Source organism: Salinibacillus kushneri (genome assembly GCF_900111405.1).
Taxonomy (GTDB): Bacteria; Bacillota; Bacilli; order Bacillales; family Alkalibacillaceae; genus Salinibacillus; species Salinibacillus kushneri.
The window spans coordinates 358,706-384,409 of sequence record NZ_FOHJ01000001.1 but is presented as its reverse complement, the minus strand read 5'-3'; the positions used below and the strand labels follow the sequence as shown (position 1 = coordinate 384,409).

The following is a 25,704-nucleotide window of genomic DNA, read 5'->3' as shown; positions in this document are numbered from 1 at the left end:
AAAATGAAAACAGAAGTTAGTAACCCGGGTATAGAGAAACGGAAAAGCAAATTACCATTTAAATCAGGAGCATTGCAGCAAATTCTAGCTTTTTCTAGTTTAATTGTGCTCATACTCTTTTTTTCTATTACCTCACGGAACTTCATGGAATTCTCTAACATTATGAATATATTACTTTCTACATCTGTGATAGGGATTCTTGCCCTTGGAACAACCCTTGTCATAATAACGGGAGGAATCGATTTATCTATAGGAACAGCAATGACGTTATGTTCGGTTATGACAGGTGTATTTATTACATTTTTGGGATTGCCTATTCCAATTGGGATTCTATTAGGAATTTTATCAGGTGGACTGTCTGGATTTCTAGTAGGTTCAGCAGTAGCGAAGATGAAAATCCCGCCTTTTATTGCAACCTTAGCCATGATGATGATTGCAGCAGGTCTTGCCCTTGTTATATCTGGAACAAGACCGATTTACTTTAGTGATACGCCTGCATTTACCCAGGTTGCATTAGGTTCGATTATTCCTGGAATAGAGATTCCGAATGCGGTTCTCATATTTTTCTTAATGGCTACGATTGGCTATATTATTTTAAATAAAACAGTTATAGGAAGATATACCTTTTCGATAGGGAGTAATGAAGAATCAACACGACTTTCAGGGGTAAATGTAAACAGGTGGAAAATTATTATTTATTCGATTGCAGGTCTTTTTACTGGGGTTGCGGGTGTGGTCATGGCGGCCCGTTTGAATTCAGCACAACCTGCTTTAGGTATGGGATACGAGTTAGAAGCCATCGCAGCTGTGGTTATTGGTGGAACATCTCTTAGTGGTGGTAAAGGAACCATGGTTGGTACCGTTATTGGAGCCCTAATTATGAGTGTTTTAACAAATGGTTTGCGGATTCTTTCTGTTCCACAAGAATGGCAGGATGTTGTGATTGGAATTGTTGTAATCTTTGCCGTTTATGCAGACATTCTACGTCGTAGGAATACTTAATTTAGTGTTAACTCCATTCTTATGGAGCTTTCATAAAAATTTAAAATAGGGGGAATTTCAGTGAAAAAATTGTTTGTAACACTGTTTGGGTTGTTTTTTGTTACTGCTGTTTTAGTAGCTTGCGGAGAAGATGAAGCTGGAAGTTCAAATGGCGATAGTGAAGGAGGAGGCGACAGTGATAAGCCATATATTGCGGTCGTTTCAAAAGGGTTTCAGCACCAATTCTGGCAAGCTGTTAACAGAGGTGCCGAGCAGGCAGCAGAGGAGTTTGATGTAGAAATTACGTTTGAGGGACCTGAATCTGAATCACAGGTAGATAAACAAATTGAAATGTTGAGGTCAGCTCTTGATAAGGATCCTGATGCAATTGGGTTTGCTGCCCTAGATAGTAAAGCAGCTACTCCATTACTGGAGGAGGCTGAATCGGAAGAAATTCCAGTCATTGCTTTTGACTCTGGTGTGGATAGTGATATTCCGTTAACTACAGCTTCAACCAATAACAAAGCTGCTGCAGCTGCTGCGGCTGATCATATGGCGGAGTTAATTGGTGGAGAAGGTAAAGTAGCATTAGTTGTCCACGACCAGACGAGTGTAACAGGGGTAGATCGTCGTGATGGCTTTTTGGAGCAAATGGAGTCAGAATATCCTGACATCGAAATTGTAGATGTTCAGTATGGTGGAGGAGACCATTTGAAATCTACTGACCTTGCGAAAACCATGATGCAAGCTCATCCGGATTTAGATGGTATTTTCGGTTCTAATGAAGGTTCAGCTATTGGTGTTGTTAATGCTGTCAAAGAAATGGGAGCAGAAGGAGACATCACGATTGTTGGATTTGACTCTGGAAAAGCACAAATTGATGCCATTAAAGATGGAACAATGGCTGGTGCGATTACTCAGAATCCTGTAGGGATTGGATATGAAACTGTAAAAGCAGCTGTTCAAGCCATTAATGGGAAGGAACTTCCTGAAGTGGTTGATACAGGATATTACTGGTATGATCAGGAAAATATAGACGACGAAGAAATTCAGGAAGTTATTTACGAATAAAAATATCTGGAGGTTGCTCAATAAGAGCTTCCTCCATTTTATGAAGTATCTATGTTATCGATATCAAAGGCTATTTAGCCCCTTTATATAAAGAAGGGAGAGGATTAAATGATAGATGTGATTCGTGATTTAAATCGATATGCCAAGAAGGTTGTGGAAACAGGCCTTGTTGTCGGGGCAGGTGGAAACTTAAGCATGCGGGATGGCAACATAATGTACCTTTCCCCCAGTGGTTATGATCTTCAGGAAGTAGAGGACAATCAATGGGTGCGAGTCAATATAGAAACAGGTGAAGTGTTAGATGACATAAAACCTTCTTCAGAACTATTGATGCATCTTGAATGTTTCCGAAGACGCCCTGATATAACAGCTGTACTTCATGCCCATCCCAGTTATTCAGTTGGCGTTTCGTCTACTGGACAAAATATCCCTAACCTATTCCCTGACTTTCCTGCCATGGTTAACAGCATTGCCTATTTAGAGTATATAATTCCTACCACACATGTACTGGCTGATGCTGTTGGTGAGGTTATCGAACAAAACGATGTAGTCGTTATGAGAAATCATGGTGTGCTAACAGTCGGGAAAACGATGAAAGAAGCTTTCTTTTTTATGCAATTAACTGAAGAATCCGCCAAAGTATTTACCATTAGTCAGACTGTCGGAAATCCGAGAATATTAACAGAGGAGGAATGTGAGGATCTTCGCAATCTGTCCTCCGAAAAATATCGACAGGAATTACTCAAGGATTCAAAATAACCAATCGTCCGGAGGGTGTATATAAATGAAAAAAGTATGGGCCTTTGACTTAGGCGCATCTAATGGACGCTTAATGTTAAGTAAATTTAGTGGAGACCATTTAGAGATTGAAGAAGTACATCGATTTAAAAATGAACCGGTTTTCTTGACCAGTCATTATTATTGGGATATTTTAAAAATTTTTGATGAGATGAAAACAGGAATTTTAAAAAGTGTAAAACAAGGACATGGGGATATTTCCAGTGTGGCTGTTGATACGTGGGGAGTGGATTTTGGCCTCCTGACAAAGCAGGGTGAGATTTTAGGAAATCCGTTTTCTTATCGAGATAGTCAGACATTTAGAGGAATAAATCTTGTTCTGCAAAAGTTGTCTGCCAATGAATGGTTTGGGATTTCAGGTGTTGAACCGGCTCCGATTAATACGATTTGTCAATTAGCAGCCATTCAAGAGCGTAATCCTGAATTACTGGAGCAGGCTAATTCTTTACTGCTCACTCCTAATCTTGTCAGTTACTTATTCTCTGGAGTGAAAGCAAATGAGTTTACGATTAGCACCACGACATCTATGTTGAACATTGAACAAAGAACCTGGGATGAGGAATTGCTGGATACTTTTCAAATTCCAAAAGGTATCATGGCACCTGTGGTTGAGCCAGGGACTGTGCTGGGACCAACATTGGAGTCAATTAATCAGGAATTAAATATCAATCCTGTTCCAGTTATTGCAGGTGCGGGACATGATACAGCTTGTGCCTTAGCGGCATTGCCTTTAAAAGATGATCATTCAGCCTTTATGAGCTGTGGAACATGGATTTTACTAGGGGTTCAAGTGAAAGAACCTGTCATCACCAAGCAATCTCTTGAATGGGGATTTACAAATGAAGGCACGATGGATGGAGATTACCGACTACTAAAAAATAGCATGGGATTATGGTTAATCCAGCAATGTAAAAAGGTTTGGGAAAAAGAAGGCAGTGGCATTTCCTACACAGAAGAAGCAGCGTTTGTAAAAGAGGCGAAGCCTTTTCAAAGCTTTATCAATCCAGATTTAGATGTTTTTTTAAACCCTATTGATATGGTGAAAAAGATACAAAACGTTTGTCAAGAAACCCATCAGAGTGTTCCAGAAACAAAGGGGGAAATCCTTCGCGTAATCCTTGAAAGTCTCGCTTTAAAATATCGCTGGGTTATCGAGCGAATGGAGCAATTAACAGGCAAAAGGATCCACGTCATTAATATGGGAGGCGGAGGTATACAAAATGAGTGGCTTTGTCAATTTACAGCTAATGCCACCCAGAGACAAGTGGTTGCTGGTCCGATTGAGGTAAGTTCAATTGGGAATTCGATTGGACAATTACTTGCTTTGGGGGAAATAAACAATTTAGCTGAAGCAAGAAGCCTGGTAGCTTCATCCTTTACGACAACAACTTATGAACCGGAAAATCCTGGTGAATGGCAGCAGGCGTATGAAAGGTTTACAGACTTAATAAAGCAGGGGAGGAATCATTTATGACTACAGAGCACAGATATTACGGAAATTTACCAAAAATTGGTATCAGACCTACGATTGATGGCCGAAGAAAAGGCGTCCGTGAATCATTAGAGGACATTACGATGAATTTGGCAAAAGCTGTTGCTTCTTTCTTATCTGAAAACATGAATTATTATAATGGTGAGCCTGTGGAATGTGTAATTGCTGATACAACAATTGGTGGAGTTGCAGAAGCCTCAAAAACAGCTGAGAAGTTTAAAAAGGAAGGGGTGGGTGTTTCGATTACTGTGACCCCATCCTGGTGTTATGGGTCGGAAACGATGGACATGGATCGAACAATACCCAAGGCTGTTTGGGGATTTAACGGAAGTGACCGGCCAGGAGGAGTCTATTTAGCAGCCGTATTAGCTGCGCACAATCAAAAAGGGCTACCTGCATTCGGCATTTATGGAAAGGATGTCCAGGATTTAGATGATGATTCTATTCCAGAGGATGTTCAGGAGAAACTGCTTCGCTTTGCGAAAGCAGGATTGGCCGCTGCCATGATGAAGGATAAATCCTACTTATCTATGGGTTCTGTATCTATGGGTATTGGTGGCAGCATGGTTAACGAGGACTTTTTTCAGGATTACCTGGGAATGCGAAATGAATACATTGATATGACGGAGTTTGTAAGAAGATTAAATGAGGAAATTTATGATAAAGATGAATTTGCCAAGGCTCTGGATTGGGTGAGGGAGAATTGTAAAGAAGGTCCTGACAATAATCCTGATGATTTTAAGCGGTCCAGACAACAAAAGGAACAGGACTGGGAAACCAATATTAAAATGACGCTGATTGCCCGTGACTTAATGATAGGAAATCCTAAGTTAGCTGAAATGGGGTATGAAGAGGAAGCAGAGGGCCATCATGCAATTGTTGCTGGTTTTCAGGGACAACGTCAGTGGACGGATCATTTTCCGAATGGAGACTTTATGGAGACCATCCTTAATACTTCATTTGATTGGAATGGTACCCGTGCACCCTTTCTAGTTGCTACAGAAAATGACACTTTAAATGGAGCAACCATGTTATTTGGTCACCTTCTGACCAATACTGCTCAAGTCTTTGCGGATGTACGTACCTATTGGAGTCCGGAAGCCGTTAAGCGGGTAACAGGTCAAACGTTAACAGGAAAAGCGGAAAATGGCATTATTCATTTACTAAACTCAGGTGCAGCAGCTTTAGATGGAACAGGTGAACAGATGAAAGATGGAAGTCCTGTTATTAAGCCTTATTGGGAAATAACGGATGAAGAAGTAAAGAAAATGCTTGATTCCACATTATGGCGACCAGCTTCAACAGATTATTTCCGAGGTGGCGGATGGTCAACAGATATCTTGACAAAAGGCGGTATGCCTGTAACCATTGCAAGAATTAATTTAGTTAAGGGTATCGGACCCGTCCTCCAAATTGCAGAGGGTTATTCGGTGGATATTCCAGAAGAAGTTCATCATACACTGGATGATCGAACGGATCCAACCTGGCCTACTACCTGGTTTGTACCAAATTTAACAGGGGATGGAGCCTTTAAGGATGTATACTCTGTCATGAACAACTGGGGTTCCAATCATTGCTCTATGAGTTATGATCACATTGGATCAGACTTGATTACATTGGCATCCATTTTACGTATTCCGGTAAACATGCATAATGTTTCTGAAGAAAAAATCTTCAGACCAAGTGCTTGGGAAATGTTCGGTACGAAGGATCAAGAGGGTGCGGATTACCGCTCCTGTCAAAATTTTGGTCCTTTATATCGGTAATAAATATGCGAAAAAAGGATCGAAATCTATTAGATTTCGATCCTTTTTTAATTTATAATTTTTGTCGAATGTCTAATCATTAATTCTGGTGTATAGACGATTCTTTTTTGCTCTTCTTTTTGCTTCCCTTCGATTCGATTAATCAGCATTGACAACCCTATATATCCGTATTCATAGGGCTGCTGAGAAACGACGGTGAAAAATGAATTATGCATAGGGATGGGCTGGGGATCATCAAAACAAACAATGGAAATATCGTCCGGAACTTTTAAATCAATATTATTTAGGCTATTCATTAAATCGACTGCCAGAAAGTTATTTGTGCAAAATATGGCTGTTGGTCTGTCCTCTTTTGGCAGGGTTAATAAGTCTTTAATAAAATGAGATGTTTTCATATTTGTTAGATTGGTAGTAAAAACCCACTTTTGATTATAAGGCAAATGGTTTTCCTCTATAAAACTTTTGAACCCTTCCATACGTTCTCTTGTTGTTGAAACGGAGTTCGGACCAGTTACAAAACCAATTTTTCTGTGGCCATATTCATATAGATGATTCATTAATTTTTTTGTTCCCGTATGATTATCACCAATAATGGAGTCCAGCTCAATACCATCCAAATAACGGTCAATTAAAACAACAGGTATATTATGCTTTTGAATAAATTTAATATTCTTCCTGGAGTCATCCCCTGATGGTGTAAAGAGAATTCCATCAATTCCTCTGGAAATGGCAGAACGGATATAGGAAGATTCCTTTTCAATATTTTCATCCGAATTACTAAAGACAAGCTGATATCCTTCCTCATGGGCTTTATCCTCAGCACCACGAGCTATCCTTGTATAAAAGGGATTGGTAACATCCGTAACAATTAAAGATAGAAGTCTAGTATCTTTTGACGTCAAACTTTGGGCAGAGCGATTGGGAATATAATCCAGCTCTTTAATGGCTTTTTCCACCCGCAGACGTGTTTCCTTTTTAATGGAAGAAGCGTTATTGATTACTCTCGATACGGTCATGGCTGAAACATTGGCTCTTTTGGCTACATCATATATTGTCGTCATTCACATTTCTCCTCTTCTTTCTTCCTAAATACGTATTATTTATGTAATTCTATTTTATGATATCGGTAACAAAAAGTCTATAAAAAGGGTTTGAGATATTTTAAACTAGAAATAAGGATGATATCTGATATTGTAAAAAACAAAAATAAACAAAGAGTGTTCAAAAATAAACAAAAACATGTTAAGATGAAAATACTGAAAAAAGGGAGGGATTTGTTTGGTAAAAAACAAATGGCAAGATAATGAATCAATTTTTGAAAGCGTTTTATATGAATTGGTTTACAGATCAAATCTATTAGGCTCTGATCGTTCAATAGCAAACTTCGGCGGAGGAAATACCTCAGCTAAAACATTCATCAAAGACTTCAAAGGTGATGAAATTGAAGTGATGTGGGTGAAGGGTAGTGGCTCTGACCTCGCAACGATGAAGGCCCACAATTTTACAGGTCTTAAAATGGAAGATATTCGTCCACTTTTGGAGAGAGATGAAATGACGGATGAAGAAATGGTTGAGTATCTAGGACATACTATGATTGATGCTAAACATCCACGTTCATCCATAGAAACCTTACTCCATGCCTTCCTGCCTTTTAAACATGTAGATCACACTCATCCAGATGCCATTATTAGTATAGCCTGTGCAGATAACGGGAAGGACATTGCGAAAGAATTATATGGAGACCGTTTCGTTTGGGTTCCTTATATTCGCCCGGGTTTCAGTCTTTCCAAAATGATTGCGGAAGGGGTTCAAAATAATCCTCAGGCGGAGCTCGTTATTATGGAAAAGCACGGCCTTGTTACATGGGGAGAAACTTCCAAGGAAAGCTATGAAAAGACGATTTCTATTATTCAGGAGGCAGAGGATTATATTGAGGAAAAAGCAAAGAATTACACCTTGTTTGGTGGTAATAAGTACGAAGCTCTTCCTGCTGAAGAGAGGAAAGAAGTTTTATCTAAAGTGTTGCCAGTTGTAAGAGGACAAGTAAGTCAAAATAATAGAATGCTTGCAACCTATGATGACAGTGAAGCTGTTCTCCATTTTGTAAATAGTAAAGACGCAAAAGAATTAGCGGGTGTAGGGGCTGCCTGCCCAGATCATCTTGTGCATACAAAGCGTGTGCCATTATTTGTAGAATGGGATCCAAAAAGCGGAGACACTGACAGCCTCATTGAGAAAGTGAAATCAGGAATTAAATCCTTTGAAGAGGAATATAATGCGTATTTCAATCGGAATAAAACAGAAGGGGATAATATGGCTGAGCCGGCACCACGTGTCATCTTAATCCCAGGTGTGGGAATGATTAATACAGGAAAAGACATGAAGGCCGCCTATGTAAGCCGGGACTTATATCACCGTGCTGTTGCGGTTATGCGTGGTTCCAGTATTCTAGGAAACTTTGTATCTTTAAATGAATCAGAATCATTTGCAGTAGAGTATTGGCCACTGGAGTTATATAAACTTAGCCTTGCTCCACCTGAAGCAGACTTCTCCCGACAAGTGGCGTTTGTAACCGGAGGAGCTGGCGGTATTGGAACGGCAACAAGCTATCGCCTGGTTTCAGATGGTGCGCATGTAGTCATTGCAGACATCAATTTAGAAGGTGCGCAGGAGCTGGCTAACGAGATTAATAGTCAGTATGGACCAAGCCGTGCTGCAGCAGTAAAAATGGACGTAACAAAAGAAGAGGATGTGAAGGATGCGATAAAACAATCTGTCCTTACTTATGGTGGTATTGATATTCTTGTTAATAATGCAGGTCTTGCAAGTTCCAGTCCATTTGAAGAAACGACGATGGATGCGTGGAACCTAAATATAAATGTACTTGTAACGGGCTACTTTCTGGTAGCACGTGAGGTATTTAAGCTTATGAAGGATCAGGAAACAGGTGGAAATATGGTCTTTGTCGGTTCTAAGAATTCCATTTATGCAGGTAAAAACGCGGCTGCATACAGTACGGCTAAAGCAGCAGAGGTTCATTTAGCGAGAACAATTGCAGTCGACGGCGGACCACTTGGAATTCGTGTAAACTCTGTTCTTCCTGATGCTGTTATCCGTGGGTCCAAAATTTGGGATTCAAAATGGAAAGAAGAACGTGCTTCCTCCTATGGAATTGGAACAGATGAATTAGAAGAGCACTACCGAAAGAGAACCATATTAAATGTAAATATTCTTCCAGAGGATATTGCGGAAACCATTGCGTTCTTATCCTCTGACAAATCTTCTAAAACAACAGGCTGTATGGTGACAGTAGATGGTGGAGTTTCAGCGGCATTTACGCGCTAATGTTCTGCTAACCTACTAAACTTATAATCTAAGGAAGCCCCTTTCCGCATGGGGTTTCCACCTATTAATAAGAAGGGAGAATACTGGTCATGGCAGATAAACATTATGTCTTGTTTGAGGAGCAGCAAAAAGACCGAGGGATTAATCTGGATGAGGTGAAAGAAAAGTTAAGAACGATAAAAATTGAAACACCTTCATGGGGGTATGGAGATTCAGGTACCCGGTTTAAGGTATTCCAGCAGGAAGGTGTACCAAGAGATCCTTTTGAGAAAATAGAAGATGCTGCACAGGTACAGAAGCATACAGGGATTAGTCCCGGGGTAGCAATTCACATTCCGTGGGATTACGTGGATGATTTCACAAAATTGAAAGCGCATGCTGAGCAACATGGTGTCCATCTGGGAGCAGTCAATCCTAATCTATTTCAGGATGATGAGTACAAATTTGGCAGCGTTACCAATTCTGATCCGGATATTCGTCGTAAAGCTACTGATCATCTACTGGAATGTGTTGACATTGCAAAGACGGTTGGATCCAAAGAACTGAGTCTTTGGTTTGCCGATGGAACCAATTATCCGGGGCAGGCTGATATTAGAAAACGGAAGCATTGGATGTATGAATGTTTATCGGAAATGTATAACGCCTTAGATGAAGACATGCGCATGCTTATTGAATATAAATTCTTTGAACCTGCTTTTTATCATACTGATTTGGCTGACTGGGGTATGTCCTATAACATGGCACAAAAGCTTGGTCCAAAAGCAGAGGTGTTAGTCGATACAGGGCATCATCCTCAGGGAACAAATATTGAGCATATTGTCGCTTACTTACTAGATGAAAAACGACTGGGAGGCTTCCATTTCAATAGTAGAAAATATGCTGATGATGACTTATTTGCCGGCTCTCTAAATCCTTATGAACTGTTTTTAACCTTCTATCAAATTGTGTCGGCACTATATGACGAGGATGCTGGAGTTCAGAAAAATGCTAAGAGTATTGCGTATATGCTTGATCAGTGCCACAATCTGGAAGCTAAAATACCTGCTATGATTCGTTCGATTACAAATGTGCAAACACTGTATGCCAAAGCCCTTCTCATTAACTTAGATGAAGTACAGCAGGCACAGGAAAAACAAGATGTACTTGCAGCTGAACATGCAGTGAGAAAAGCCTTCGAATTTGATGTTACCCCATTGCTGCGTGTTGTACGGGAAGAAATGGGAGTTCCGGCAGATCCGATGGCTGCTTATCTTGAAAGCGAATACGGCGAAAAAATTCTAAAACGCGGAAAAGGCGGGGCTAGCTGGTGACTGTATTAGCATTTGATCTGGGTGCAAGCAGTGGTAGAGCAGTTATCGGACAGATCGATAACGGTTATCTCACTATTCAGGAAATACATCGTTTTAAAAATAAGCCTGTCCAAGTAGGCAGTCATTTACATTGGGATATTTTAAACTTGTTTACTGAAATCAAACAAGGTATTTTGAAAGCACATCAAATTGGATTTACAAATATTGAAAGTCTAGCAATTGATTCGTGGGCAGTTGATTTTGGACTTCTGGATAAAAACGGTGAATTGCTGGCAAATCCATACCATTATCGAGACCGTCATACCCGTGATATAATGGATGAGGTTTTAACCATCATTCCAAAAGAAGAATTGTTTCATCGTACCGGCATTCAGTTTATGGATATTAACACGATTTATCATTTGTATGCCATGAAAACGGCTAATAATACCGCCTTGCAAAATGCCGACAGTCTACTTATGATTCCGGATTTGTTACAATATTTTTTAACAGGACAGCAAAAAAGTGAATTTACAAATGCTACGACGACTCAGCTGTTTAATCCGGAAATGCAGAATTGGGACTATGAAATTATTGAAAAATTAGGGTTGCCTTCAAAAATTTTCAAAGATACCATACAGCCTGGAACGATGGTAGGAGAGGTTTTACCAGATATTCGTGATGAACTTGGTATCCAAAGCTCACTTTCGGTTATGGCCGTGGGTGAACATGATACGGCCTCTGCAGTGGCTGCTGTTCCAAGGATTAAAGATCAGAACTTTGCCTACTTAAGCTGTGGTACATGGTCTCTACTTGGAACAGAAGTACCTGATCCTGTTATTAATGAAAAAACGTTAAAATGGAACATTACCAATGAAGGCGGCGTAAATGATACGTATCGACTATTAAAAAATATTATGGGACTGTGGTTACTGCAGGAAAGTACCCGGATATGGGAATTAGAAGGAGAAAGATTATCATTTGAGTTACAGAAAGAGCTTATTGAACAGGCGGACCCATTCAGAGCCTTTGTAAACCCAGATGATTCTATGTTTATTAAACCAGCCCATATGCCAAAGGAAATTCAACGATATTGTCAGGAAACCAATCAATATGTACCACAAACTAAGGGTGAAATCCTGAGATGTATTTTGGAAAGCCTGGTTCTTAAATATCGATTTGTTTTAGAACGTCTTGAAGAATTGACAGGAGTATCATTTTCCGAATTGCATATGGTAGGTGGCGGTATCAAGAACAGCCTTTTATGCCAATTTACGGCTAATGCGATTCATAGACCTGTTTATGCTGGACCAATAGAAGCCAGTTCAATTGGGAACATTTTAATGCAGTATCAGGGCCTTAATCGAATTGAAAATCTCCAGGAAGCTCGAAATATTGTGAGAAACTCTTTTCCAATTAAGAAATACGAAAAGGAAGATAGTCATAAGTGGGAGCAGGCATATAATCGATTTAAAGTTATACTTGATGAGCAGTCGAAAGAGAGGAACTAGTTATGTTGGTCGCTGAAAGGCATCAGAAAATTGCGGAACTTGTTAATGAACGAAAAAGTATTCGAGTGTCTGAACTAAGTCAATTGTTCTCCGTTACAGAAGAAACCATTCGGCGGGATTTAGAAAAGCTGGAAAGAGAAAATAAACTAGAGAGAAGTCATGGTGGAGCAGTTAGTCTAAATTCGCAGCAGGAAGCGACTGAGACATCCTATAAGGAACGAGAAATTAAAAATGTAACAGAAAAGCGATCGATTGCAGCTGAATCTGTTAAACATGTCAATGAAGGAGATAAAATTATATTAGATGCGAGTTCAACAGCCTGGTATATGGCTAAAATATTACCGGACATACCCCTAACTGTTTTGACCAATTCGATTAAAGTGGCATTAGAGTTAAGCTTAAAATCAAATATTACGGTCATATCTACAGGAGGTATTCTAACTTCTCGTTCTCTTTCTTATGTCGGTCCTTTAGCCGAAGAATCTTTGAATACTTATCATGTCCACAAGGCATTTATATCCTGTCAAGGGTTTGATTTAGGTTATGGAATCAGTGAATCAAATGAAGAGCAGGGACGAATTAAAAAGAAGATTTGCGACATATCAGATTCTATATATGTAATGGTTGATCACACTAAGTTTGGAGTACGTTCATTTTCGCATATTCACCCTTTAGATAAGTTAAATTATGTGATTACCGATCAAACTGTCTCAAGTGAAACATTACAATTATTAAGGGAAAATAATATCCGGGTCGTTACTGTATAACTCATGCTAGTTATAACACTTTTATTCTTTCTTTAGGAATAAGAGTGTTTTTTTATAAAGAAATATTTGTTTCTGTTGATATCTTCTATGTATTTTCGATATGATAAGGATAGTTTTATAAGAGTGTCAGAAAGATTGGTTTATAGATTTCGTCATTTGAATGTCAAATAAAGCCACCTAAAACAGAATTATTTGCCACAAAAACAAAATGAAACCCGCATTATATTTGGTTTTGTTCACTTATATATTTGTTTGATTTGTGGATGATGTTGACTTATACATAAAGGAGTATGACAATGAGGAATGGTGTGAATAAAAACGCCTCGATATTTTTAAATGAGCGTCAACGTAAAATTACAGATTTAGTTGACCAGAATAGTGCTGTTAGAGTAAATGAGTTAAGTAAAAAGTTTGGTGTGAGTGAAGAAACCATACGAAGAGATTTAGAAAAGCTAGAAACAGACGGCTTCTTAAATCGAATTCATGGTGGAGCAGTCAAACGTGAAATGGAAGAAGGCGTAGAAATCCCGGTATTAAGAAGACAGGAAACCCATATGGAAGAAAAGGAAATGATTGCAAAAAAGGCCGCTTCATTTATTGATGATGGTGATATTATTGCTATTGATGCAAGTACAACAGGCTTGCAAATGACCAAATATTTAAAAGATAAAGGATTAACAATCATTACAAATTCCATCCCCGTTACAATGGAACTTGTTAAAGAAGAAAACATTGAAGTTATTTTAATAGGTGGTTATGCTTCAGAAGGTTCCATGTCACTTGTTGGTAATTTTGCTGAACGGGTTATAAAAGACTATCATGTTGATAAATTCTTTTTCTCATGTATGGGAGTTGATTTTAAAAGAGGTGTAAGCGAAATTCACGAAGCGCAGGCATTAGTAAAAAAACAGTTCTTAGATATATCCGAAAAGTTATACTTATTAGTGGATTATAGTAAATTTGAAAAAAAATCCCTGATAAGATTGTGTAATCTCCAGGATGTCGATTATCTTATTACGGATAATAAAGTTTCTATTGAAAAGATAAAAGAGTTAAATAATTTGGGGATTAAAGCATATATTGCAGACGAGTAAAGCGAGGTCAAGGTTAATTCTTTATATGAAAATCATATTTATTATTCATAAGAGACATGAGCTATTTTTGGCTTGTGTCTTTTTTAGTCCTTATATAGGGATTTTACACATTATATTTGGTATACAGTTTTGTTTTGGATATTTTTATTTGATAACAAACACAAAACCCAAAATTTATTGTTGAAAACCACAGTTTTGGTTGGTATACTAAAATCAAACTAAAAGTTTTTGGACATTTCTTGAATTTTTTTGAATGTAAATGACAACGGTTTCAATAGGGGGTTATATATATTTATAAGTGTTAAAGGGTTAGACAAAAAAGGGGGGGGTTGAATGGTGAAAATAGGGCCTTCAATAATGTGTGCAAATATGGGGGAATTAAAAGATAATATTTTGCGTTTAGATCGCAAGGATGTTGATTTTTTTCATTTTGATGTGATGGATGGCCGCTTTGTCCCAAACTTCACTTTAGGGCCGGATATTATGAAGTCATTGCGTCCACTGACAAAGGTTCCGTTTGATGCACACCTTATGATTGAAGAGCCGGAAAACTATATTGATGTGTTTTCGGAAGCTGGGGCAGATATGATTTCTGTCCACGCTGAAGCAACAACACACTTACAGCGAACTTTACAGTCTATTCGAGATCGTGGAATGAAGGCGGGGATAGCATTAAATCCTGCAACTCCACTAACCGTATTGGATTATATATGGGATACCATTGATTATGTATTATTAATGACAGTTAATCCGGGCTTTGCTGGACAAAAGTTTATACCGTTAGCTATGGATAAAATTGGTGAGCTCCATCAAATGATTAATGGAAAAAACCTATCAATTGAGATTCAAGTTGATGGAAATATAAGTTATGAAACGATTCCAAAAGTAATGGATAGAGGAGCAGAAATGTTAGTCTGTGGTACATCCAGCCTGTTTAAAAAGGATAAGACATTGGAGCAGGCGATGGATGAATTGAATCTGCTCTTAAGTAACAGGAAGGAAAAATTGAATTTATATTAAAATTTTCTGGGGACAAAGGATGGTTGTATGAGCGTAACAGTAGTGGGGAGTATCAATATTGATACAGTTGCAGTAACCGATGTTTATCCTGAAAGAGGTCAAACGATATTTGGTAAAAAAATTGAATACTTTCCTGGAGGCAAAGGGGCCAATCAGGCCACAGCTGTTGCTCGTTTAGGAAAACCGGTGAATATGATAGGAGCAGTTGGCCAGGATCTTTATGGGGATAAATTGATTCATAGTTTACAAGATTCAAAGGTTGATACCCATTTTATTAAACGCTCTGAAACATTTGCTACAGGAACAGCCATAATTACGATTGATCAGACTGCTGAAAATACAATGCTCGTTTTAAAAGGTGCAAACGATGACTTACGTATTAACGATATTGAAAGCGCATTCAATCAGATTGATGCCAGTGATGTTCTATTAGTACAAATGGAGGTGCCACAGGAAACGGTCATTCGCTCCATGGAAATGGCAAAAGAAAAGGGAATGTATGTAGTACTGGATCCGGCTCCAGCCGAAGGGATTACAGTGAAGGCTTTGGACTATGCAGACATTATTACTCCTAATCAACAAGAAACGTACCATATGCTAGGAGTTGACGTGACAGATATTGATAGCGCTTTAGAAGCAGCTGAGATCTTTGAAGGAATGGGTGTATCAAACTCTATTATTAAGATGGGGGCCCATGGTTCTGTTGTTTACCAAAAGGGCAATTGGGAATATATCGAACCTATTTCGGTTAAAGCAGTTGACAGTGTTGGGGCAGGTGATGCCTTTGCGGGTGCTTTGGCATGTGCTATATCTGATGGGTACGACACGTTTTCAGCTGCACGCTTTGCAACTGTTGTGGGAGCACTGAAAGTCACCAAGCTAGGTGCACAAGTTGGAATTCCAACCATTGATGAAGTTAATGCTTTTTGCAGAGAGAGAGGATTAACTAAACATCAGTTAAAGAAAACCGTGTAACAAGGGGAGGGAAAGAATGTGAGTCAATACTTATTGCAAATGAAGGATATTAGTAAAACCTTTCCTGGTGTCAAAGCGTTAGATAAAGTTGAACTGGAAGTGAAGCCGGGAGAAGTCCATGCCTTAATTGGTGAAAATGGAGCTGGTAAATCGACACTTATTAAGATATTAGCAGGAATTCATAAGCCGGACCCAGGTGCAAAATTTTACTTCGAGGGGAAAGAAGCCGAAATTCAAAAACCAATTGACGCTACGATGAAAGGAATTTCAATCATTTATCAGGATTTAAGTTTATTTCCAAACTTATCTGTAGCTGAAAATATTTACATCGGTCAGGACAGCAATAAAGGTTCATGGAGCAAAATAGACTGGAAAGCCATTAAGAGTAAAGCGAATGAAGCCTTAAAGGAGATGGATGTCGATATAAACCCTAATGCTATTGTTGAACAGCTTAGCATTGCTCAACAGCAGTTAGTAGAGATAGCAAGGGCTTTAGCATTCGATTCTAAATTGATTGTGATGGATGAACCCACTTCATCCCTTTCATCAGGGGAAGTCGAAAAGCTTTATAAGGTTATCGAAAATTTAAAAAACAGAGGTATTTCGATTATTTTTATCAGTCACAAACTAAAAGAATTATTTAAGGTTGCAGATCGTTTTACAGTTCTGCGTGATGGGAAATTTGTCGGGGCTTATGATGCAAATGAAGTAGATGAACCAAAACTTATTCAGCTAATGGTTGGTCGAAGTGTAACTTATGAGAAAAATCAGTCAGAAAATAAAGCTGGAGAAACCATTTTTAAGGTGAGGAATCTATCGAAAAAAGGAAATTTTAAAGATATTTCATTTGAACTTAAAAAAGGAGAAATCCTTGGAATTACTGGATTGGTAGGTTCAGGACGTACAGAATTAGCTCAGGCTATATTTGGTGTAAATAATCCTGATGAAGGTACGATTGAATTATTTGATAAGAAGCTTTCGATTAAGAACTCCGAGCAAGCTGTAAAAAACGGAATTGCTTATATCCCTGAAGCAAGACAAATACAAGGACTTGTGCTGGAACAGTCCGTTACGAAAAATATTTCATTACCTATTATCAAGCGGATTAGAAATAAGTTTAAATTAATTAATCGCAAAAAAGAAAAAGAACTTGCTAACAAGTATATCGAAACCCTTGATGTTCGACCAGCATTACCGGACCATCCTGCTGAAAACTTTTCAGGAGGTAATCAGCAAAAAGTGGTCATTGGTAAATGGCTCTCGACTGATCCAAATGTGATTATATTTGATGAACCCACAAATGGGATTGATATCGGGGCGAAGACCGAAATTCATAAACTTATGCGAAAGCTTGCGGATGATGGTATTGGCGTAATCATGATTTCTTCCGAATTACCTGAGATTTTAGCTGTAAGTGATCGAATTCTTGTTATGCGTAAGGGTCGTATTTCAGGAGAACTTGATATAAAAGATGCAACTCAGGAAATGATTATGAATTATTCTTTACAAGGACTAGGAAATGTGAAAACACCTGATATTTCTGTTCAATCAGGCCAGGTCAGTCAGGAGGTATAAGGCATGAAATCGTTATTTAAACAAAAAGAGTTTAGTATCATAGCCATCATCATCGTTTTAAGCATCATTCTGTCTTTTGTCAGTCCTGTCTTTTTAACGATTGGAAATTTTATCGATATCATTGAAGCCAATACTGTTATGGGTATATTAGCCATAGGAATGACGTTAATTATCATTACGAGTGACATTGATGTATCCGTTGCAGCTGTAACTACTGCTGTTGCGGTTATCATTGGCAGTTTGTTTGGTTATCTGCCGGATAGCTGGCTATCCCTTGTCATTATTTTTATCGCCGCGCCCATTATTGGTTTAGTGATTGGTTCTGTAAATGGATTTTTGGTTTCTAAGATCAATATCCCGGCTATTGTGGTAACATTAGGTATTTTAAATATTATCAATGGCCTTGTTCTTTACTTTACTAATGGCAGGTACTTAAATAGTACTAACTTCCCTGAATCCTTTCTCGCTTTTTCTGATTTTGAATTGTTTGGGATACCGATTTTGATTTACATCCTGGCTATCGTAGCTATTCTTACATGGTATATTTTAAAACATACATTTATTGGTCGCTCAGTTTTGGCGATAGGCGGAAATCAGCAATCGGCTGTCCGCGTTGGTATTGATTATAAGAAAGTGAAACTTTTTGTCTTTGCTTATATGGGATTCCTTTGTGGAGTAGCAGCAGTTGCACAGACCGCCTATACGACAGCAGTCGATCCTAATGGGTTATTAGGACTTGAATTAATGGTTATTGCAGCAGTTGTCTTGGGTGGAACGAATATCCATGGTGGTCGAGGTACCGTTCACGGAACGCTTTTAGGTGTATTACTACTGGCCATTATGGAAAATGGAATGATTCTAGCCCGTATTGATACTTTTTGGCAAAAAGTAGTTACCGGAGCAATTATCGTGTTTGCTGTTTCTTATGACCACATTAGTTATAAGCGAAAGCAGGCTAAATTGGCTAAAATCGAAGTAGAAGTATAGGGGGGGGATAATCAAATGAAGCTTACAAAGGAAAGTATTTTAGGTCTTATCGCTCTAGGAACCTTTATATTAATGAGTTTAATTGCACCAGGTTTTCTTGGATCAAATAATTTAAGTAATTTCCTGTTTCAATTACCGGAATTTGGACTGTTAGCACTTGGGATGATGGTTGTCATTATTACAGGAGGAATAGACCTTTCCATCACATATGTTGCGGCCTTATCGGGTGTCGGGGCAGCCCTAATGTTGACGAATGGTTATTCAATTATTTCCGCCATTGTAGTTGCTATCATTTTTGGTGTTGCATGTGGAGCATTTAATGGTTTTGTCGTTTCTAAGATTGGAGTGCCTCCTATTCTTGTAACATTGGGGACGATGGTTCTTTTTGAAGGAGTTATTCTAGCCATTACAAAAGGAAATTCTATTTCCGGTTTTGGAGATACCTATAGTTTAATAGGAAATGGCTATTATATGGGTGTTGTTCCTTTATCCATCTTGATTTTTATCTTTTTTGCTATTTTGACAGGTGTCTTATTAAATAAGTCGAGTTGGGGCAGAAGCATATATATGTATGGAAATAACGAGATTGCGACACTGTTCTCAGGAATTAGAAACAGTCGCGTTCTGATGAAAGTTTATCTATACGTTGGGTTATTAGCTGCTATTTCGGCAATCATTATGACTTCCCGCTATAATTCGGTAAAAGTAGACTTAGGTTCCTCTTATCTGTTACAAAGTGTTGCAGCTGCAGTACTTGGTGGAACGAATATCCATGGAGGATATGGCAAGGTTATTGGAACCGTTTATGCTGTTATTATATTCCAAACGCTTTCTAATGGATTAAATTTGCTGGGTGTCCACAGTGCAATTGTAGATGTATTTATTGGAGGAATTTTAATACTTGTTCTGACCTTAAACTTTTTCTCTGACAAAATGAAGAGCAAAAAAGAATCCCGTGTCTCTTCAGTATCCTAATTGGTAAATTAAAGAGAGTATGTTAAGGGGGTGGTTGAATGAATGTTAAGTAAATCCTTTAAACGACCTATTGTAAGCGTTATCTAAGTGGTTTGATCCTGGGAAATTCCCCAGGTTAAACATAAAACATTAACTCTAAAGGGGGAGGAAAAGCATGAAGAAGCTTACTTTAAGTTTATTGTCACTCATCTTTTTTATCGGAATTTTAGCTGGCTGTGTTTCAGAAAGTGGTGGAGGCTCAGATGATAGCGGAAACTCGGATGGTGGAGATTCCGGTGACTCAGGAAGCGAAGAATTTTCCATTGCTGTTGTGCCTAAGCTTGTAGGTATTCCATACTTTAATGCATCTGAAAAAGGTGCTGAAAGAGCAGGGGAAGAACTAGGTGTAAATGTAAACTATACAGGAACTACTCAAGCCGATGCTTCTCAGCAGGTACAGGAAATTGAAAATCTCATTTCTCAAGATGTAGATGTTATCGCGGTTGCTCCAAACGACCCAGCATCTGTTGACCCTGTACTAAAAAAAGCAAAAGACCAAGGTATTCATGTTATGGACTGGGATACTCCAGCTAATGAAGTAGATCTATCCGTAAAACAGGTAGACGATGAAGAATTTGGTCGTCACATGGCCCAAAAATTAGTAGAAGCTATGGGAACAGAATCTGGAGAAATTGCCATTTTGACAGGTGGTCTAGCAGCAGCTAACTTGAATGCCTGGATTGATGCTGCAAAAGCAGAGTTTGATGAAAACTATTCAGGTATTGAAATTGTAACCGAAAAAATACCTACAGATGAGAAGCAACAGGTAGCTTATCAGAAAACACTCGATTTAATTAAATCCTATCCTGACTTAAAAGGAGTTTTAGCTGTTTCTACACCAGCTCCTTTAGGTGCAGCTCAGGCTGTACAGGAAGAAGGACTTCAAGATGAAATTTCAGTTGTAGGTTCCGCATTACCTACAGATTCTAAGCCATTCCTTGAAGATGGTTCCCTTGATACGGCTGTTCTATGGAATCCGGAAGAACTAGGATACTTAACGGTTGCATTAGGTAAGATGCTTGCTGAAGGTGAAATGCCGAAAGATGGCCAGGAAATAGAAGGTGTAGGTGAAATTTCTGTAGTTGATGATGGTAAAACCGTCATTATGGGACCTCCACAAGACTTCACCAAAGAAAATGCTGGTGATTATAATTTCTAAAGTTGGAATAGGATGCCCCGAGCTCATCTCTCGGGGCATTCCTTCCATTTTTCCTCTAAATTAACTCCCCGCTAACACATATCGTCTTAAAGGAGGTTTTTAAATAAATTATAATTCATCCTGAATGATTTCAGGTACGACTAAAACTATCATAGAGTAATGGAGGTTAAGTGATGACGAAGAAATATGCAATCGGAGTCGATTTTGGTACAGAATCAGGGCGTGCCGTTTTAGTATCATTAGATGATGGAAGAGAAATCACAGATTACGTAACAGAATATTCACATGGAGTCATTGATGAAGCATTGCCAGAATCAGAGGTTGAACTTGGATTTGAATGGGCCTTACAGCACCCTAATGATTATTTAGATGTATTAAAACAGTCTGTTCCAGCAGTTGTTAAAAATTCAGGAATTGATCCGGAAGATATTGTGGGTCTTGGTATCGATTTTACCGCCTGTACGATGCTGCCCGTCAATACGAATGGAGATCCTCTCTGTTTTGATGATGATTGGAAACAGAATCCTCATAGCTGGGTGAAGCTATGGAAACATCATACAGCGCAGGAGCATGCGAATCAGATTAATAATCTTGCAGCCAAAAGAGGAGAAAAGTTTCTACCTCGTTATGGTGGGAAGCTATCATCGGAATGGATGTTAGCAAAGGTGTGGCAAATTCTAGATGAAGCACCAGAAGTGTACGATGAAGCCGACCAATTTGTAGAAGCAGCCGATTGGGTTGTTTCACAGTTAACGGGGCGCTTGCTTCGTAATAGCTGTACAGCAGGTTATAAGGCTGTTTGGCATAAAGAAGAAGGTTATCCAGATAATGATTTCTTCAAAGCTCTTGACTCTCGAATGGAAAATTTAGCAGAAACGAAGCTTAAGGGTGATGTCGTTCCTCTTGGTACGTCAGCAGGTCAAATCACGCAGGAAATGGCTGGTTTGATAGGGCTTAGCCCGAAAACGGCTATTGCTGTTGGAATTATTGATGCCCATGCCTCTGTACCAGGAGTAGGCGTAGTCTCACCTGGAAAAATGGTGATGGCAATGGGAACCTCCCTCTGTCATATGGTACTCGGGGAAAAAGAATTAAATGTAGAGGGAATGTGCGGTGTAGTAGAAGATGGAATAATCCCTGGGTATTATGGCTACGAAGCTGGACAATCAGCTGTTGGTGACATTTTTGCATGGTATGTAAATCAGGCTGTTCCTGATTATGTTGAAAAAGAAGCTGAATCTGAGGGAATCAATGTTCATCAATGGCTGGAGCGTGAAGCCTCTAATTATAAACCAGGGCAGTCCGGGTTATTAGCTTTAGACTGGTGGAACGGAAACCGATCTGTGCTGGTCAACACAGAGTTAAGTGGTTTATTAGTTGGGGCTACCCTGCAAACGAAACCTGAGGAAATCTACCGTGCACTATTAGAAGCAACGGCTTTCGGAACCCGTAAAATTGTAGACGCCTTCCATAAAAACGGCGTGGTTGTAAATGAATTATATGCATGTGGTGGTCTGCCTCAGAAAAACAAATTATTAATGCAAATCTATGCAGATGTCACGAACCGTACCATTAAAGTAGCTGATTCCAAGCAGACCCCGGCTGTTGGTGCGGCGATGTTTGGTGCTGTTGCTGCTGGTGCTGATCACGGAGGTTATAACACCATTGTTGATGCGGCAAAAAATATGGCCAGAATTAAAGACGAAACATACGAACCAATCCCTGAAAATGTCGCCGTTTATGAACAGCTTTATCAGGAATACAATAAGCTGCATGACTATTTCGGACGCGGAGAGAATGATGTTATGAGTCGATTAAAATTAATAAGGTCTCAGTCTAGTGAATAAGAATCTACTAATCTTTAAATATTTAAATAGGAAGTGATGAGAGCATGAAAGTATCCCTATTTATAACCTGTCTTTCAGATATTTTTTACGGAGATGTCGGTAAGGACACCGTAGAGTTGTTAGAAAAATTAGGTTGTGACATAGACTTCCCAGAGGCCCAAACATGCTGCGGGCAGCCAGCTTACAATAGTGGCTATGTTAGTGATGCCAGAAAATCGATGAAGCACATGATTGAGGTATTTGAACATGCTGATTATGTCGTCACTCCATCTGGCTCCTGTGCCACCATGTTTACGGAATATCCCAATGTATTTAAGGGTGATCCTAAATGGGAGGACAGGGCCATAGCGTTAGCGGATAAAACATACGAGCTTACTCAGTTTATTGTTCATGTTTTACAAACTGAAGATGTAGGAGCTGCTTACCATGCCAAAGCTACCTACCATACATCTTGCCATATGTCACGGCTACTAAATGAAAGGGAGGCTCCTCTTAAGCTATTAGAACAAGTAGAAGGCTTAGAGTTAGTCAGTCTGCCAAACGCTCATGATTGCTGTGGTTTTGGAGGAACATTTTCTGTAAAAATGCCTGAAATATCAGAACAAATGGTTGCGGAGAAAGCTAAGCATGTTGATGAAGCGAATGCAGATATCCTGATTGGCGCAGATTGTGGCTGTTTAATGAATATTGGTGGAAGAATCAGTAGAGAGAATAAACCGGTTAAAGTTATGCATATAGCCTCAATTTTAAACCGTCAGGGTTAAAAAGGAGGATCCTGTTTGTTATGAGTATGAAAATTGGAGCAGAGAAGTTTGATGAACGGGTTCAGGAAGGATTATCTGATACCTTTATGCGCGGGGCTGTTTCGTCTGCACAAACCAGGTTCAGAAACGGTCGTTTAAATGCCGCTGAAGAGTTGGGAGGTTGGGAAGAATGGCGTAATCTAGGTGAGGAAATCCGTACTCATACGCTGGAAAACATCGATTATTATCTTGATTTGTTAAGTGAAAAGGTTGCAGAAAGAGGCGGCCATGTCTATTTTGCACAAACAGCTGAAGAGGCAAACAACTATATTACAAATGTAGTGAAAAAGAAGGAAGCAAAAAAAATAGCGAAATCCAAGTCGATGGTAAGTGAAGAGATTGGTCTTAATGATGCCTTGAAGGATATCGGGGCAGAAGTAGTGGAAACAGATTTAGGAGAATGGATTTTACAAAACGATGATGTCGATCCCCCATCTCATATTGTAACGCCAGCCCTTCACAAGAATAGAGAGCAGATTCGAGAAGTTTTTCACGACAAATTAGGCTATTCCAAAACAGATAAACCAGAAGAATTAGCACTCTTTGCAAGAGAAAAATTACGTGAAGAATTTTTAGATGCGGATATTGGGATTACGGGATGTAATTTTGCAGTAGCCGATACAGGTACGGTTACACTGGTCACAAATGAAGGAAATGCGAGGATGGTCACATCACTTCCTGATACACAGATTACCGTTATGGGGATGGAGCGAGTTGCTCCAACATGGAATGACATGGAAGTGCTGGTCAGTCTGTTAACAAGAGCCGCAGTAGGGCAAAAACTAACCAGCTATATAACCTCTTTAACGGGCGTTAAGGAAGAGGATGATGTGGATGGACCAGAGGAGTTTCACCTGGTCATTGTAGATAATGGGCGATCGAAAATTCTCGGAACAGAATTTCAATCTGCCCTTCATTGCATACGCTGTGCAGCTTGTATTAATGTTTGCCCGGTTTATCGTCATATTGGAGGGCATGCTTATGGTTCCATTTATCCTGGACCAATCGGCGCTGTTTTAACACCTCTATTAGGAGGCTATGAGGATCATAAAGAGCTTCCTTATGCATCGTCCCTTTGTGGGGCTTGTACGGAAGCATGTCCAGTAAAAATCCCGTTACATGAACTGTTAATCAGGCATCGGGAAAAAATTGTGGAAGAAAAAGGAGAAGCCCCTGTATTCGAAAACATAAGTATGAAGGCGTTCGGTATGGGCACCGCATCACCAACAATGTATAATATTGGAACAAAACTGGCACCGAAAGTAATGAAACCAATGGTGAAAGATGAAGTGATTAGTAAAGGTGTTGGCCCGTTAAAAAGCTGGACTACAGCTCGGGACTTCCCTGCCCCAGGAAAACAACGATTCCGAGATTGGTACAAAAAGCGGCAAAGGGAGGAATCGTGATGGCTGGTAAAATAATGAATAAGAAGCATTTTCTCAATCATGTGGCAGGACAATTGGGTCGTGAGCGAATCATGGATACTGTTGAAAGACCTGAATGGAAGCATCAGCCCCAATGGAATGTATTGAAGGATGCCAGTCAGGATGAATTGGTTGATATACTTAAAGAGCAATGTAAAAGTATTCATACAGAGGTTCTTGAAACGAATAAAGAACAGCTTTCCAGCACCATTCAGGATATGATTAAAGACAATGGTGGTGGCCAGGTTGTTACATGGGATGATCCTAGGTTTCAGGATTTTCAGGTTAATCTAGAGACACAGGAAGATCTAAATATTCACGTATGGGATCCTCGATTGGGGGATGAAAACATCAGGATTACCGAACAGGCGAATTTAGGGATTACCTTTAGTGATATCACATTAGCTGAATCTGGTACGGTGGTTTTGTTCAGTGATGCCGGTAAGGGTCGTTCTGTAAGTCTACTTCCGTCAACGTATATCGCCATTATTCCAAAAAACACCATAGTACCGAGGATGACACAGGCGGCAGAAATGATTGAAGAGAAAGTGGCTAATGGCGAACAGGTTGCATCATGTGTGAATTTTATTTCAGGTCCTAGTAACAGTGCGGATATTGAGATGAATTTAATAGTTGGTGTACACGGGCCTATTAAAGCTACTTATATTATTGTTGATGATTGATTCTGATTGTAAAACAGAGAAAGTCCTTCTGTAGTTAAATAGCATCTTGCTATAATCCTGATATAACGATTATAGCAAGATGCTTATTTCTAAATCGAACCGG

General features: G+C 39.2%; 21 protein-coding genes. 20 read left to right on the top strand and 1 reads right to left on the bottom strand.

All coding sequences use genetic code 11. The features are described from left to right. The first annotated feature begins 3 nt into the window (after positions 1-3). From BMX63_RS01800 to BMX63_RS01780, 5 genes are all read left to right on the top strand, one after another. Entirely contained in the window at positions 4-1,002 is a 999-nt protein-coding gene (locus BMX63_RS01800) for an ABC transporter permease (protein ID WP_093131359.1), read from the top strand. A gap of 60 nt (positions 1,003-1,062) precedes the next feature. Further along, complete coding sequence (locus BMX63_RS01795; protein ID WP_425441437.1) at positions 1,063-2,052, top strand: ABC transporter substrate-binding protein; 990 nt, start codon at positions 1,063-1,065, stop codon at positions 2,050-2,052. Positions 2,053-2,160: 108 nt separating this feature from the next. After that, positions 2,161-2,811, top strand: a complete 651-nt coding sequence (locus BMX63_RS01790) for a class II aldolase/adducin family protein (protein WP_093131355.1) — start codon at positions 2,161-2,163, stop codon at positions 2,809-2,811. A gap of 25 nt (positions 2,812-2,836) precedes the next feature. Further along, positions 2,837-4,324 carry a rhamnulokinase gene (locus BMX63_RS01785; protein WP_093131353.1) on the top strand — a complete coding sequence of 496 codons (1,488 nt, stop codon included), beginning with the start codon at positions 2,837-2,839 and terminating at the stop codon, positions 4,322-4,324. After that, positions 4,321-6,108, top strand: coding sequence for an L-fucose isomerase (locus BMX63_RS01780; RefSeq protein ID WP_093131351.1), 1,788 nt, complete (start codon positions 4,321-4,323; stop codon positions 6,106-6,108). Before BMX63_RS01785 ends, BMX63_RS01780 begins: the two co-directional genes overlap by 4 nt. A gap of 47 nt (positions 6,109-6,155) precedes the next feature. On the opposite strand, the gene BMX63_RS01775 is transcribed toward BMX63_RS01780, so the two are convergent. Then, a complete protein-coding gene (locus BMX63_RS01775) occupies positions 6,156-7,169 on the bottom strand; it encodes a substrate-binding domain-containing protein (protein ID WP_093131349.1) in 1,014 nt (337 codons plus the stop codon). Between the two features lie 217 nt (positions 7,170-7,386). On the opposite strand from BMX63_RS01775, the gene BMX63_RS01770 reads away from it, so the two are divergent. From BMX63_RS01770 to BMX63_RS01700, 15 genes are all read left to right on the top strand, one after another. Further along, entirely contained in the window at positions 7,387-9,453 is a 2,067-nt protein-coding gene (locus tag BMX63_RS01770; RefSeq protein WP_093131347.1) for a bifunctional aldolase/short-chain dehydrogenase, read from the top strand. 89 nt (positions 9,454-9,542) lie between these two features. Then, the gene (rhaI, locus tag BMX63_RS01765) at positions 9,543-10,763 is read left to right on the top strand and encodes an L-rhamnose isomerase (RefSeq protein ID WP_093131345.1); all 1,221 of its coding nucleotides are present in this window, start codon (positions 9,543-9,545) and stop codon (positions 10,761-10,763) included. Continuing rightward, positions 10,760-12,253: a rhamnulokinase gene (locus BMX63_RS01760; RefSeq protein ID WP_093131343.1), complete on the top strand. Its 1,494-nt coding sequence runs from the start codon at positions 10,760-10,762 to the stop codon at positions 12,251-12,253. Before rhaI ends, BMX63_RS01760 begins: the two co-directional genes overlap by 4 nt. Positions 12,254-12,255: 2 nt before the next feature. Next, on the top strand, positions 12,256-13,020 hold the full coding sequence (locus BMX63_RS01755; RefSeq protein ID WP_093131341.1) for a DeoR/GlpR family DNA-binding transcription regulator: 765 nt from the start codon (positions 12,256-12,258) through the stop codon (positions 13,018-13,020). Between the two features lie 296 nt (positions 13,021-13,316). Further along, positions 13,317-14,114: a DeoR/GlpR family DNA-binding transcription regulator gene (locus BMX63_RS01750; protein WP_093131339.1), complete on the top strand. Its 798-nt coding sequence runs from the start codon at positions 13,317-13,319 to the stop codon at positions 14,112-14,114. A 333-nt stretch (positions 14,115-14,447) separates the two neighbouring features. Further along, complete coding sequence (rpe, locus tag BMX63_RS01745; protein WP_093131337.1) at positions 14,448-15,134, top strand: ribulose-phosphate 3-epimerase; 687 nt, start codon at positions 14,448-14,450, stop codon at positions 15,132-15,134. 27 nt (positions 15,135-15,161) lie between these two features. Continuing rightward, a complete protein-coding gene (gene rbsK / locus BMX63_RS01740) occupies positions 15,162-16,109 on the top strand; it encodes a ribokinase (protein WP_093131335.1) in 948 nt (315 codons plus the stop codon). Positions 16,110-16,127: 18 nt separating this feature from the next. After that, the gene (locus BMX63_RS01735) at positions 16,128-17,684 is read left to right on the top strand and encodes a sugar ABC transporter ATP-binding protein (RefSeq protein ID WP_220083799.1); all 1,557 of its coding nucleotides are present in this window, start codon (positions 16,128-16,130) and stop codon (positions 17,682-17,684) included. 3 nt (positions 17,685-17,687) lie between these two features. Continuing rightward, entirely contained in the window at positions 17,688-18,671 is a 984-nt protein-coding gene (locus BMX63_RS01730) for an ABC transporter permease (RefSeq protein WP_093131333.1), read from the top strand. Between the two features lie 15 nt (positions 18,672-18,686). Continuing rightward, positions 18,687-19,646: an ABC transporter permease gene (locus tag BMX63_RS01725; protein WP_093131331.1), complete on the top strand. Its 960-nt coding sequence runs from the start codon at positions 18,687-18,689 to the stop codon at positions 19,644-19,646. A 154-nt stretch (positions 19,647-19,800) separates the two neighbouring features. Further along, positions 19,801-20,844 (top strand): autoinducer 2 ABC transporter substrate-binding protein, encoded by a 1,044-nt coding sequence (locus tag BMX63_RS01720; RefSeq protein WP_093131329.1) that lies wholly within the window; start codon positions 19,801-19,803, stop codon positions 20,842-20,844. A 173-nt stretch (positions 20,845-21,017) separates the two neighbouring features. Then, a complete protein-coding gene (locus BMX63_RS01715) occupies positions 21,018-22,691 on the top strand; it encodes a ribulokinase (protein WP_093131327.1) in 1,674 nt (557 codons plus the stop codon). A 44-nt stretch (positions 22,692-22,735) separates the two neighbouring features. Then, the gene (locus BMX63_RS01710; RefSeq protein WP_093131325.1) at positions 22,736-23,455 is read left to right on the top strand and encodes a (Fe-S)-binding protein; all 720 of its coding nucleotides are present in this window, start codon (positions 22,736-22,738) and stop codon (positions 23,453-23,455) included. A 20-nt stretch (positions 23,456-23,475) separates the two neighbouring features. Beyond that, complete coding sequence (locus tag BMX63_RS01705; protein ID WP_093131323.1) at positions 23,476-24,900, top strand: LutB/LldF family L-lactate oxidation iron-sulfur protein; 1,425 nt, start codon at positions 23,476-23,478, stop codon at positions 24,898-24,900. Beyond that, complete coding sequence (locus BMX63_RS01700; protein WP_093131320.1) at positions 24,900-25,601, top strand: LutC/YkgG family protein; 702 nt, start codon at positions 24,900-24,902, stop codon at positions 25,599-25,601. The genes BMX63_RS01705 and BMX63_RS01700 overlap by 1 nt, the downstream gene beginning before the upstream one ends. Positions 25,602-25,704 lie beyond the last annotated feature (103 nt).